Genomic DNA, 14,543 nt, shown 5'->3' with positions numbered 1-14,543 from the left:
TTTTCCTGCCTTTATGGGTTGCCAGGTGCCGAAACTAGCTGCCAGCTCAAGGTTCCTTGATAGTCCCCGACTTTTTGCTGTTCGACTGGAACGGTAAGCTTGATTCCTTCATTCTGACTTTCGCCCCAGTGCTGATTCACGACGTATGTGCCATTTTCTGTCAATTCCGTTTCCTCGATGATCATTTCCCCACTGGTTATCATCTGTTCTTGACCGTTTGTCACAAAGCGGAAGACATCGGTTAATTGATCTGTCCCATCCGTTAATGGCTGTTGCTCTTTGACCGTCAAGCGCCATGGACTCCGTTCGGACCCTCTCGTATCTTTCACTGCTAGCTCGCCTGTGATCGTTGGCCAATAATCTTGTGTTTCTGTAGCAACTTTCTGCTGCCCAAAATCAAAGGCTGTTGGCACACTGCTTAAAATAAGCTCGCCGGCAACTGCGACATTGACGACTTTTTCTGCCCGTTGACTGCCTGCTTCATAATGGTAAGCCGTTGACACATTTTTCAACAGCTCATCTTCCGTTGCTTGCTGGATCGCGGCAAAAGCTTGCGGATCGACAGTCGGTGGTACATTTGCCCGATTATCTGCAAAAATCGTGGTTGCTTGGGTATAGTCTGCCAAAGCGGCTTCATCTGTCAGCGCCGTTGCTTCTGGTAAGGTCAAACGGACATCTTTTGCATAGACGGCAAATTGCCGATCAGCAGAAATGACACTTTCATTTTTGACCACCACCAGATTCACGGTAGTTTCTGCCTGATTCTGATCGTTTTCCCCTACAGAAAAAGTGACCGCTTGTTTGCGGTAGACCGCTGTTTCTAACGGTTCTTGAATCACAGCTAAGACCTCATCTGTCAGCGTATCCTTAAAGAAAGGACGCCCGCTGGCTTCGAGATAAGTCACGGCTTGTTCTTTTGTCAGCGATTGTGCCTCTTGCTCTGTAAGGATCACATTGCGGGCTTGGACTTCCGCCTTATTTGAGTAGCGGACACTGATATCGTAACTATACTCCCCATCAGGACTCGTCCAATCAACTGGCTCTGAATCTGGTTGTTCCGTCAACTGCTGCTCCGTGCTATCCAGCTTGCTGGATTTGATTTGACCCGCATAGACCCATGAACCGGACGTTTGGGTTTCTGGTGTGAACGTCAATGTTGGCAATTCCGTTACCGTGTAGGGAATCAATAATCGCCCTTTTTGCACCTGTGTCCCCGCCTGCTCAGTTCCCCATGCTTGCAAAGTCAGCGGCGTATTGTTCTCTTTGACTGCCGTTACATTGTGACTAATGGCACCGATCCCATTCGCGACTCCTGGTGTTTCGACTTCGTAGTTAATGATCGAGCCTGGTATTGCAATACCGTACCCATTGGCTGCATTGGTCACATCGTTGTCCCCGATGAAGGTTTTCCCAGTCGCTTTTTCGATCCCGCTGAAATTGATTGGCGTGATTGCTGCAGCATTAGCAGCAGTTGGATTTATGGTCAGTACTTGATAGGCACTAACCGCCCCAAACCACGTTCCTTGACTGTTGACTCGAGAACCTGCATCATTGGTCGTCGTTTTCAGCCACGTTAAATGATCTTTATCCGTATCTGGTGTGGCGAAATCCGAGAGATTGATTCGCCCCGTTCCCGGCGGCGACTCGATCGTCCCTTTGTCTTCTACCGTTAACTTCGCTCCTGAAATCAAATTCGTTGCGGAAGAAATCCCGATACCAGCATCTTTGGAAAGATGGATGTCACCGAACTGATGATAGGTCGTTGAGTGATTGGCAGCAGTCGCTGAACGGCCATTTTTGATGTCTCCCCCATTGGCCATCAGCTTGATGCCGTTTGTCACATTCAATTCGGTAAAGTTGACGATCCCCAGACCTGTCACAGCGATCGGGTCGGTTTGATAAGAAGCTGTCCCATCGACATTTTCACCAAAGTTCATCATCACTTGATTACTGCTGTTGGCTACGATCGTGTTCGTAAAGTTATCTGACGCGTTTCCGCCTGAGATCCCATTGATACTTTTGGCTCCTTGAAGTCGCATCTCGACATCTCTTAAAATTTGATTGGAAGAAATATTGGAATAATACGTGGTGTATAAATTCCCGATACTTGATCCTTCCGCCTGGATATTCATATAAATTTTGCCGCTTCTCGTATTGCTAGCAGTCCGTCCGCCATCACCATAGATCGTTGCCCCATTCAGCGCATCTGACCCCGGCTTTGTGTAAATGTTCAATGTAATCGTATTGGAGCTGTCGGTCCCAACGATATTTGTACTGTTAAACGGATTACCGCCTGAGATGTTCGTTCCAGAAGGAAGGGCAAACTCACCATCGTAATTTCTCAAATCCAATGTCAAACTGGCATTTCCTAATAACCGTCCATTGTTCGTAACACCGCCTGAAAAACCATTAGACCCTGTACGCGGAGTACCTGAGAAGTTTCCGCCAAACACTCGATTATCTGAGTTTCCGTTAATGGTGTGGGAAGAAGCGACACCATAAGAGGCACCGAGTGAGGCATTGATCACCCCATCATAAACCGTTACTGCGACATTGCCGGTCACTAATAAGTCATCCCAGCCGCCACCAGATAAAAACCAGTCTACTTGCCCATTATTTACTGTCGTTCGTCCATCTCCGTAAACACGGCGTCCAGTATAGCCTGTTCCTTCTAGCGTATCGACGATCCCAGAGTTCAAAGTATTGGAAGAATTTCCCTCAATGACACCTGAGAAGGAACCACCGTAGGTCCAGCGAGCAACCGTGTTATTCAAGATCGTTTTGGTATTCCCTTTAATATAGATATCCCAAGCTGTTCCTGGATAACCGCCGCCACCAACGATATCCCATCCAGATGAATAGCCTCTCGTTTTATTGCTCGTTGAGTAATCTAGATTTGTCGGTCTGGATCCTGTGTAAGCAATCCCATCTCCCCCAGGACTAGCATCCGAAGTGATCGTACCAACTTCAATCGTCGTATTTCCCTCAACATAGCCGCCTCGACCAGCTGCCGTCGAATAAATCGCACCGTTTGAAAAGGAACCGCTGACTAGATGAGAAGTGATATCGCCATAAACTTTAAAACTTGCCGCTGCTTCTGCCAGTGCTGCTCGTTGTTCCGGAGTATAATTGTCATACGTCGTCGTATTCGAAGCCCCCATTGAACTTTGAGTCAAGGTACTAACGTTGTTTCCTCCACCGCCGTTAAAATCACCAATTCCGCCGACGCTGGCACTCGGTCCCGCTTTCACGGTATTGACGATGTTTCCTGTGATAGTACCAGTATTCCGATTGCCACCTTCAAATTCACTCCGACCAGTGGAATAGCTGCTGGCATCAAGGTTAGTCACGATGGCATCCTTAGAACGGTCAGAGCCGATATTGCCATAAAATGAACCGCCTACAAACCGATTGGATATCCCTGACCAACCGCCTGCACCCGAGATCGTACTGCGGATCGTTCCATTGATGTTGCCATATTGAACGCCACCAGCAAAAGTACTTAAACGGAAGCTTGCATTGGTGGTTTGAATCGTCGTTTCAACATTGCCTGTCACATTGGCTGTATTGGAAGCGTTCGTTCCAAGACCACCGCCATAATAACTGCCTAATGTGCCATTTAAACGATTGATCGTGACACTGGTATTCCCATCAATCGTACCGATATTGGCACCTCCAGCGATCGTACTGATATTACCTACTGTATTATTTACGACAATCGCTGTATTCCCGGTCAACGTACCACCGTTTTGATTCCCCCCATAAATGTTCCAAGTTCCTGAACCTGTCGCATTCAATGTGATCGTTGGGTTTCCCGAAAGGTCGCCATTGTTGCTTCCCCCATAAATCGCAAGACCATTCCCGGTGGACCCACCGTTCAATGAAAGGCTATACCCATTCATGTACATCCTCGTACCACTATAGTTGAGGTTTCGAATCACTACATCAGAACCGAAGTAAATGTCCGTGCCAAGTGCAACCGTGCGACTCCCAGTGGTCAACGTTGTTGCATCGGTGATGGGATCATCACTATGCCCTGTGATGATCAAGCGGCTGACTTTTCCTTGTAGCGCATAAAAAGTCATGTTGGTATTATCGACTGTGGCTGGAATCGTCTTTGAAGTCAGATTCGTTGGCAGTGATAGCGATCCACCCGAGCCAACATACAAAGCAAATTCTTGGCCATTGCCGTTTTGATACATATCAAACAACGCTTGACGAATGCCTTCAGCACTATTGGTGTATTCCGCATATGCTGATCCATCTCCAGCTGGGCTTGGTACAGCGATCACTTTCGTTTTATCGGCTTCTGCAATGATCTCTTTGATCGATTGCTCTGCCAACGAGATGTCCGCCGCTCTTGCCTTAACCGTCGGTTTAAAAACAGCAGTTAAGGTTTGGTTCTCCGTGAGAATCAATTCGGTCAACGCTTGACTTGTATAGACCGTGCCATCTAACGACCAGCCTTCAAAAGCAGTATCATCTTCAAAAACTGGCAACTCACTTTCTTTTAGTGCTTCCCCTTTGTTTTTGCTGAACTGAGTGCGGGTTTCCCCGGTAGCAAATAGATGCTCCGTGTCTGTCAGAAAGGTCACCTGTACTTCTTCTGCAGCTTCCGGTGAAGCTTCTGTTTCAGATGAAGCTGTGTCAGTGGCTCCTGTAGACGAATCTGTCGAAGCAGGTTCACTAGATGCTTGCACTTCAGTTTCCTTCGTCTCTTCCAGACTGTCGATCGATGAAACGACAGGGTCAGAAGAAGACATACTTTGTTCTTCACTTGTTTTTGTAACACTTTCGGCTTGTGCCACTACCATTGCATATGAAAAACACGGACCTGATGTTAGTAGAAAAACAAGTAAAGTTGTTAAAAACCGTTTCACTTTATCCCTCCTATCTTAAAAAAATAAACGTATCGCGCAGTGCACGCCCTGTGTTACAACTCTTAGTTTAGCGAGTTGGCGAAAGAGAATTATAATTCTTTTTTTCTTCCATTCAAAATTATGATTATAATTGATTTTTCATAATTCTGATTTTTGTAACTTCCACATCTTATAGCTATCTGTTACTCATCGATTGAAAAAAAGCACAAATTATCAGGATGAATCATCGATTCTTTTCAAAAAACTGCTTTTCTCCTTCATAAATAATACAAAAAACGGGGGATAAATCAACACTAACAATTAAATTAAGATGAGAAAAATAAATAAAAAGGTAAAATATTTGACAAAATCCCGTGAAGAAAAAAGCTTTTCTATCTCCCAAAAATAATAAGTTAAAAGAACGCTTCCTATCTTCTGACTGTAGATAATGATAATGTTATAATCAAAAATGAATAAAAAACGTTATTTAAAAATCCCATTGCATATAAAATAACAAAATAAAAATTATTATTTTTTTTATAAATCACTGTTTTTGATAAAATAAGTAAAGTTATTTTTGAAATAACGCAAAAAAAGCCTCAAACAGCGTTCTCTGTTTGAGGCTTTTTCAACTATTTTTTCTTTAATGGATCAATTAAATAAATGATCCGCCATCCACAAAAGTGGTATAAATATGCTCGTCCGCCACTGGTTCCCCTTGGATCGATTGTACGATTTTCTCAGCTGCCACCATGCCCCATCGATGTTTCGAATAGGAGATCGTCGCTAAGCGCGGCTGCACAAAAGCGCCTAATTCCGTGTTATCAAACCCGATGATGCGGATCTCTTTTCCGATGCGATAGTCGGTCTCGCGGACATATTTGTAGACCCCGATCGCCATTTCATCATTGAAGGCAAAGATATCAATGGGAAACTGGGGATCATTTGCTAAGAGCTGTTTTGCCGCTCGATAACCAGAAGGTTCCGTGAAGTCACCAGGAATGACTTCATAAGGAATACCAAAGCGCGTCAATTCTTTCGTGCTGGCTTCCAAGCGCTCCCGACTGTCGTAGCCTTTTTCTGGCCCTGCTAAGAGGAAGACTTTTTGGCTTTGTCCAGCGATCAAGCGATCGATCGCCAGCGCAGCCCCTCCTTTATTGTCTAACAAGACTTGATGGATGTTTTCATGAGACAAGACACGGTCTAACACGACGATTTGATGCCCTCGTTGGGCGTATTGCTCGATTTCCTTTGCTGGAAACGTCCAATCCAAAATGATGGCACCGTCCACCATCCGCTCAGGAATAAACAAGTGTGATTTCTTGCCGCTGCAGACGATCATTTCATAGCCGAAAAGTTCCAGCCCTTTCTTGATGCCATCTAGCAATTCCCCATAAAAACTTCCGGCATAATCGGCGAGATAAACACCGATGATGTTGGTTTGTCTGCGTTTCAGTGTGCGAGCAGCCATGTTCGGAACATAGTTCAATTCGTTTGCGATCGCTTGAATCCGCGCGCGGGTTTCCTCGGTCACTTTTGGACTGCCATTCAATGCATACGAAACGGTGGATATGGAGACACCCGCTTTTTGGGCAATATCTTTGATTCCTACCATGGCTTCTCCTTTCTTAACGATAAATATCGATCGTATTGGTTTGGTTTTCGTTTAATTTGGCGCAAAGTGCTGCTTTCTTCAGGACAAGCGCACCTTGACGGTAGCGATTTTCCGCAAACTCAGTGGACATTTCTTCCCCGTTGATCAATACTTTCGGCGTACTTGCCGAATGATAGACGATTTCGACCGGCCGATCAAAGAGTCGATACGTCAGTGTCAATCCTGCTAGCTCTGCTGGCAAGACGGGATCAAGTTCAACGTGATCAACAAAGGTACGAATGCCTAACACATTGCTGATCAACTGATTCATATAGATCCCTGGACCACTAGAATAGATGCGCCAGCCGCCTTTGACGCCGACTGCTGCCTCCTTAAGTTTACCAAAATTTTCTTGGGCTTCAACCCTTGTTTTGAAATCGCCATCAGAACTGCTGAAATACGCGTTTGCTTGACGAATCTCCGCGTTTTCGACCCGTTGAGCGATCTGGATCGGATTGATGACCCCAAGCGCTTGCCAAGTCTCTTCTTCGCGACCTAATTTCGCCATCGCTTCGGTAAAGCGGATGTGGGCGTGAACGTACTGCAAACCGATTTCTCGTCCAAAGTTGGCTGCTTGTTCTGCTCGCTTGAAATTGGTGCTGACACCACCCGCATAAGTCGCTGGACGATTCATCAAGCGCACCCCATCTGGAAATTGCAAATGCTCCTTGATGATCGCCACATGATGATCGGCTTGTTCGGGAGATAACAGCTCACCGATCATGCTTTGTTGCATGGGCAGCAAGCGGTATTGGATACCAGTTTTCTTGTCAGTCGGATGGACCATCAGTTCAACGTGCTCGCTATCTTCCATATAGACAAATCCTGGCAACGTGCTATCAGCTAACATGTATTTTTCAAAGTCGTGTTTGATGCCCTTAGACAGTTCTGTTAAATGTTTGGCATACTCTGGGTCAAATGCCTGCAACTGGCTGGCTAATTTTTTCAATACTTCATAGGTCAACGCAACGGTCCAGCTGCTGGCCATTTGTTTCTTCAACTTACTGTTATTTGGCTGCAACGTGTCATCCCAATCGCCATCGCCATAACAAGACAGGTACGTTCCTTCCAAGAAGTTCGCTTCGATATACGCCACTTCTTTTTTCAAATGATCAAACAACGAAGCTTTGGTCTTGGTTTTCAGGAAGGTTGCGCGATCCGTATAAGGCAGTTCTTTTTCCAAAATCGCGAAATCTTTGGTTTTTTCGAGATAGTCACTAACGACTTTCATTGGCCAGACGATCACATCTCCGTGGCTCTCATCGGCTTTTTGTTTCTCATAGCGATCAAACATAAACCATTGTGGCCAGTTGCCGTCATCTGCAAATTGATTTTCAAACAAATGCTCGATGATGGACGCCACCATTTCAGGACGATTAAGTGCTAAGAAATACTCAGTCGGTCCTTGGGAAACGTCTCGAGTCCCCCAAGCAGCACCACCGTACTGTTCAAGACCATGAGGAGACAAGTAATGAACAAGCATATTGTGGGTGTACCAACGTGCCAAGTGATTGAAGGATGTAACGTCTGCCTGCGAATGTTTCAATTCAAACTGATTCAACAAATCATCGACAAAGGCCGTATAGGCAGTGTCTTCTTGCTGGCGATCTAACGTTTCGGAAACAAAGGGTTCACCAGTCAGTGTGCCTTGGATCACGAAGGAAACCGTCGCCTGTTCTGCAAAGGTCAATACGGTCGTGCTATCAGCAGCGGCCACATTGAAGATTGCTTCATCGGTCAGTTCAAAAGGTTGAGCTGCATGGAGATAATACGTCAATTCTGGATAAGTTTCCGCAATCGGTGAATCCGCTGTTCCTTTGATGATGAGCAATTGTTGGTCTTTCGTAACAGTAGCAGTTGGTGCGGCTTCATCGATCCCCATCACAAATTGATTAGTGATGGCCCAGGTGTAGGCACGTCTTGCTTCACTGGTGATGGTGGTTGCGATCGTGCGTCCGTTTGCTTTCGTGAAGGTCGTTACTTGAATGACATCATCCGCTGTTTTGTAGTACCACGTCGCCGAATTCAAGCCCATTTCAAAAGCAGATGGCATCGTTAAAATCCGCCATTGATCGCCGTCTTTCAGATAGATCCGCTGACCAGAACGTTTGAACAGATTCAATGAGTTGCGGCTATTACTCAACAATTTATTCATGTTCGTATTGCCTAATACGATTTGGGAGTTAAACATCCCCGTCATGTAAACAGTCGTGCTCAAAATGGGTTGATCGACGATCAACTCTTGTCCGCTCATCAAAATATGCCCATGGGAGCGTTCCATCTGTGCTTCTTTTTCCTTCAATACGACATGGTGATAGTCAGGGGTAAAAAAGGAATAAAGCTGTTGGTCAACGATTTCCACTGCTTCTTGCTGCGGGAACCGCTCGTTGATTTCTTCTGTGGAAAATGTCAGCCCTGTGAGCGGTCGACCGAAGTTTTTTCGTTGCTGCTCCGTTGCTTGCAACGAGTCAAAGGACAAGGCTTGATACGTTTCTTTCAGCGTTTCAAGTGCAAACTGCGGTTCATTGACTGCCGTCGCTTGATTGGCTTTGACCGCTGCGTAAAAAACGATTTCCGTAGGCGTCTCACTTACCGTCAACCATTGCGTTTGCAGTGCCGTATAGGCAAATTCGTATTGATACACTTCATTGGCTAACGTTTCTTGGCTAAGTGCAGCTGGTTGATTCGTTTCTTTGTAGCTGCGACCGAAAAATTGATAGCCATCCGTCGAGAAGCCTTTCAAGGCTTGGAAGCTGCCCTGTTCCACTAATGGAAATTGACCATTTTGTGGTTGATTTTGGCGCGAGGAAAGCACGATGCGATCCTTATCATGGCTAACATGATGGTCGATATATTGCGAAACATAGGCTTCATTGGATTGAACAGCACCTTTGGCTGCGTTGCCAAGGTCTTGTCCGTAAACTAGTTCCGCTTCCCCAGAACCACTCAATTGAACCCGCCAGAACCAGCAATCTTGTGCCAATTGGAAATCAACTTGGTAATCGATGGACTGGTAGGTCCCAGTCCAAGTCAGCTGTTTTTCTGAGTAGGCAAAGGCACTGTTAGCATTTGAACCGATCAAGGGAATAAAGGACAACTCCCCCGCCTCTCGCAGACGTAGATAGATTTGATTCAAACTACCATCTAGCGCATTTCCGTTCAACTGATTGATCATCACACCGTGACTTTGGATCTCATATAAATCACCGTTTGGTAAAAACGTCACGGTCGTATTTGCGTTATTCATCACTATTTTTTTCGTCATAGAAACCTTCCTATCTTACCTAACTAATTGCAGGGTTGTTTGTTGGGTGTCTCGGCTGTTCCCACCAATCATGATGTGGAATTTCCCTGGATCACTGCTTACTTGTTGGTTGCTGTGGACATAGCGCAGCAGTTCTTCCGTGATCTCAAATTGAACGGTTGCTGATTCGCCAGCCTCTAGCCAAATTTTCTTAAAGCCTTTCAGTTCTTTCACTGGGCGAACCACTTCACCGACTAAATCGCGAATGTAGCATTGGACCGTTTCCCAGACCGCTGCTGTTCCTTGGTTCGTAACAGTGATGGAAGCCGTGACCGTTTGATCTTTGGTCATAGTCGGCTGATCCAACGTCACCGCAGAATATGCAACTGGGCTATAACTCAAGCCAAACCCAAATGGATATTTGGCATAATTGGAGACATCCAAATATTTTGAGACATATTTTTCATCCGGTGCACTTTCATAAGGACGACCGGTATTGTCAACGTTGTAATACACAGGAACTTGTCCAACGGTTTCTGGGAATGACATGCTCAAGCGACCGCTTGGATTGTATTCTCCCCACAGGATCTGAGCAAGTGCGTTTCCGCCTTCGGTTCCAGGGAACCAAGCCTCGACGATCGCTTTGGCTGCATCCACACCTTGCAAATCAAGAGGACGACCGTTATAAAGAGTTACGATCAATTGCTCGTTGTATTCTTTCAAGGTTTCAACCAAGGACAATTGGGCTTGCGGCAAACGAATGTCACTGCGGCTGGCAGCTTCGCCGCTCATCCATTCCTGCTCTCCTAGCGCTAGGACCACTTTATCCGCTGCCTTCACTAATTCGATCGCTTCTTGGATCGCCGCTTCAGACGGTGCAAAATAATCAAAGGGCTCTTGACCGATCAAAAGATCCGCACCCAAGGCTTGGGCACCCTCCACTAAAGTCACTACTTCTTCTTGTTTCCCTTGCCAAGACCAAGCACCTAATAGATCACGGGAGTGAGCACCTGGGCCCACGATCGCGACTTTTTCGGTTTTCTGCAACGGCAGGACACCTTCATTTTTCAACAACACCATTGATTTCTTTGCGATATCGCTGGCGATCTCTCGGTGTTCTTGAGACAAAACAGTGGCTGCTTCAGCGGCTTCATCAGCGCCGCGGTATGGATTTTCAAATAGCCCCAGCTCATTTTTTAAGGTCAAGATTCTTAGCACCGCTTCATCGACTAAGGCTTCCTCAACGGTGCCTTCTGCGATCAACTCTTTCAAGTTATCGGTGTAGCAAGTCGTCATCATCTCGATATCGACCCCAGCTTTGATGGCTAGTTCAGCGGCATGTTTTTCATCCTCCGCTGCGCCATGAGCGATCACTTCTTTGATTGCTGCCCAGTCAGAGATCACAACGCCTTCAAACCCGAATTCTTCTCGCAAAACATCGCGGAAAAGCCAGCGATTGGCCGTTGCTGGAATGCCGTCTACCGTATTAAAGGAGGTCATCACCAGCTTGGCACCAGCATCAAGGGCTGCTTTATAGCCTGGCAAATAACTTTCTCGCAGTTGGCGTTCTGACATATTGACCGTGTTGTAATCGCGACCACCGATAGCCGCACCGTAAGCCGCAAAATGTTTGACGCAAGCAGCCACGCGGTTGAAATCCGTTCGCAGATCATCCCCTTGATAGCCTTTGACGAAGGCTTCAGCGAAGCGACTGTTCAAGTAAGGATCTTCCCCCGTCGATTCCATGACACGGCCCCAGCGTGGGTCTCTTACTAAGTCCACCATCGGTGAAAAGGTCACATGCAAGCCAGAAACAGCTGCTTCTTTGGCAGATACTTCCGCCATTTTCTCCGCTGCTGCCAAATCCCATGAACTACCTAATCCTAATGGAATCGGGAAAATCGTCCGAAAGCCGTGAATGATGTCCGCCATCAATATCGTCGGGATATTCAAGCGGTTATTGGCGATATACTCTTTTTGGACGCGGATCGCTTCTTTTGCACCAGAAACACCTAGCGTTGTTCCCGCATTGTTGATGTTTTCTTGTGTCAGTCCTAAGTCGCCCATCGGACCTGTTTTCTCTTCTGCTTTATCTGAATAAAAAGCCGCTGCCAGTTGCAACAACTGATCGATTTTTTCATCTAAGGTCATTTCTGAAAGTAGTTCGGTTAATTTCTGCTGTTCCATTTTTATTCATCCTTTGCTTTCTTCAAATTGGACTTCTGCTTCTAAAGGGAAATGATCGGAGGGAAAACGACGATCATAAGAATCCGTTAGACAGGCGGTTTTGACCACCGTGAAGCCTTTCGTATAGATATAATCAATTTCTTCTAGTTCTTGCCATGGTAACGTATAAATAAAGTTTTGATAGGAGCCTTTTGGCCCATGATGGGGCTTCTGTCCATGTTCTTTGGCATTTTGAAAATGCTGCTCTAAGTACCGATGCACCCGCTCCGTTGGCTCCGCATTCAAGTCGCCCATCAGCAATACAGGATAACGTTCGATCTGATCTGCCAGCTGCTCAAGGATCACTTTCATCCCTTCAAAACGAGCCATTTCTGAAATATTATCTAAATGAGTCGTGATAGCAAGAAACGGCGGATTCTTTTTTTCCTGCAAAACTGCCCAAACACATAAGCGTGAATACGCAGCTTCTGGATGAATACTTGGTTCAGTCGGTGTCAATGACAACCAAAACGAACCTGAAGCTAATAACTCGAAAGCCTCTTTTTGATAATACAGTCCGATGCCTTCACCTAAGCCATCACCGTCACGTTCAGCCGTGACGGAAGCATACTGCGTTAACTTTGCTAAATCTGCAAATTGGCTGGGACGAGCTTCTTGGATCGCCAGAACATCCCAGTCGTAGTAATCGATCAAGGAGCAGACCGCCTCCGATCGATAGTGCCATTGCCATTCTTGGTCATAGTCGGTATCGACTCGTAGATTATAGGTTGCTGCTTTCATCTGCATTCATTTCCTTTGAGTAATTTTGTGATTTGCTGCATCTCACGTCGGATTTGTTTCGCTTCGCCGCCGCCATGCCCTTTATTTAAGTAAATACGCAATTCTTTCGGTCCAGGAATCTTTTTATAGGAAACGAAGAAATCTTCCATGGGACAGATGGGATCAGCACTGCCGACCGATGTATAAACAGGACCAGTTATCTGATGAGCAAAATACTTCAAATCAAAATAACTCATGACTTGATAGATCGTTTCCCGCGTTTCTGGAAATTGTTCGATATACTCTTGAATCACCTGGTAACTTCCTGTTTTTTGTTCGATCCGATGGACAAGATTGGAGTGGCTTGGCACATCGGCAAACGTCGCAAAAATCGGGACGTTCGTTAATGCGTTGACCAATAAGGCGATGCCGCCTCCTTGTGAGCCGCCTCTTAAAATAATGCGCTGCGGATCGATTTCCGGTATCTGTTGAAGGACTTCTAGTGTGCGCAAACTATCTGCGACCAATCGCTTCATATAAAAATCTTCTTTTTTCAAGATGCCGCGTCCAAAAGGTGCTTCATGCTGCGTGGTTTCATAGGGAACCTGATCTTGCGTGCGTCCCCCTTGTCCGCGATTGTCGATGACAAGACAGCCGCAGCCGATCAATAACCAATGAGCAAATTGGAACGGTTCTTGCACATGATTCATATAGCCTAAAAAATCAATCACGATTGGACAATCTGCCGCTTGTTCTGGCAGCAGCAGATGCCCATAGATCGTTTCATTACCAAGACTTTGAAAAGAAATCGTAAAACAATCGATCCCTTTCAGCAAAGGCGCTTGTTTGGTTCTTTCAAAGGCTAGCGGAAGGGCGTCAAGTTCTTGTTGGACCGAAGCCCAAAAATAGGATCGATCCGTCGCTGTGGATTCAGTCATTTGTCTCTTCCCCCTTCGCTAATACTTTATTGAAAAACAACACTTGGACAAAGGCTGAGCCTGAGATCCCTAAACAAACAAATAAGAATAGGTTCACTTTGCTGCACAATACAAAGACAAGAATGGGGACCACCAATAAAATGATCGCATTCGCCGTACTGCTAAGAACCGCATAGGCCGTTTCTTTTGCTGTTTCTTGCAATGATTGGGCAAACAAGCTGTACAAGAGAACGAACACGACGAGATACAGCGCAGCCAAGCTAACGAGGATCACGGCTAAAACGCCAAAGTAAGGTGTAATCATCATCAAGGAATAGATCAACCCAGCAAAGACTGCGACATACGCAATAACAAGACCTTCTAAGAAGAGCCCACGTTTGAGGTTGCTTAAGAATGCTTGCTTGTATCGCTGCCAAATCGGGACATCCCGTTCCTTGTACAATTGATCGATCGTCTGATACAGCGCGATCAATGCTGGTCCTGCGAGAATCGGCGTCATTGCTGGAATCATAAAGAGAAAACTAACAATGATCATATCTGCTAAAAAAGCAAAGACCCGATAGTACCATCCTTCATAAGAAAATAGTCGATTCATTATGATCCTCCAATCAAAACTTGCTGATTTGTGCTGCGGGTGCTACGTAAACTTGTTTCTTGCCTTCTTGTGAATTTGGGTCGTTTCTCAACGTACAGTTTTCTGGGTTGCAGCTTGCAGCTTGCATGTCTCACTACGTGAGCCAATCGCAGTGATTCTTTGTACGGTCACTACGCTCCCTGCGGTCGCCTAGTACTTTGAAACATCAGATTTTGCGCAAAGTACGCGCAAATCCTGTGTTTCTTTGGTTGGTCACTACGCTCCTTACAGTCGCCTAGTACTTTTCATCATCTGCTCTGTCTCACTA

7 protein-coding genes are annotated in these 14,543 nt (G+C 45.9%); all 7 read right to left on the bottom strand.

Features of this window, described 5'->3' with window-relative positions:
• Positions 1–11 precede the first annotated feature (11 nt).
• Entirely contained in the window at positions 12–4,880 is a 4,869-nt protein-coding gene (locus tag Q1X33_RS05855) for a hypothetical protein (protein WP_301969580.1), read from the bottom strand.
• A 634-nt stretch (positions 4,881–5,514) separates the two neighbouring features.
• Positions 5,515–6,474: a LacI family DNA-binding transcriptional regulator gene (locus tag Q1X33_RS05850; RefSeq protein WP_005227180.1), complete on the bottom strand. Its 960-nt coding sequence runs from the start codon at positions 6,472–6,474 to the stop codon at positions 5,515–5,517.
• Between the two features lie 13 nt (positions 6,475–6,487).
• The gene (locus tag Q1X33_RS05845) at positions 6,488–9,778 is read right to left on the bottom strand and encodes an amylo-alpha-1,6-glucosidase (protein WP_034868865.1); all 3,291 of its coding nucleotides are present in this window, start codon (positions 9,776–9,778) and stop codon (positions 6,488–6,490) included.
• A 15-nt stretch (positions 9,779–9,793) separates the two neighbouring features.
• A complete protein-coding gene (locus Q1X33_RS05840; RefSeq protein WP_005227178.1) occupies positions 9,794–11,944 on the bottom strand; it encodes a glycoside hydrolase family 3 N-terminal domain-containing protein in 2,151 nt (716 codons plus the stop codon).
• A 6-nt stretch (positions 11,945–11,950) separates the two neighbouring features.
• Positions 11,951–12,730, bottom strand: coding sequence for an endonuclease/exonuclease/phosphatase family protein (locus tag Q1X33_RS05835; protein WP_050759611.1), 780 nt, complete (start codon positions 12,728–12,730; stop codon positions 11,951–11,953).
• A complete protein-coding gene (locus Q1X33_RS05830) occupies positions 12,721–13,641 on the bottom strand; it encodes an acetylxylan esterase (RefSeq protein ID WP_005227176.1) in 921 nt (306 codons plus the stop codon). The genes Q1X33_RS05835 and Q1X33_RS05830 overlap by 10 nt, the downstream gene beginning before the upstream one ends.
• Complete coding sequence (locus tag Q1X33_RS05825) at positions 13,634–14,236, bottom strand: DUF624 domain-containing protein (RefSeq protein WP_270787909.1); 603 nt, start codon at positions 14,234–14,236, stop codon at positions 13,634–13,636. Before Q1X33_RS05825 ends, Q1X33_RS05830 begins: the two co-directional genes overlap by 8 nt.
• Between the last annotated feature and the right edge of the window lie 307 nt (positions 14,237–14,543).

The organism is Enterococcus sp. B2E4, assembly GCF_030499455.1.
GTDB lineage: Bacteria > Bacillota > Bacilli > Lactobacillales > Enterococcaceae > Enterococcus_D > Enterococcus_D casseliflavus.
The sequence above is the reverse complement of the archived record's forward strand: the minus strand, read 5'-3'. Positions and strand labels throughout refer to the sequence as shown.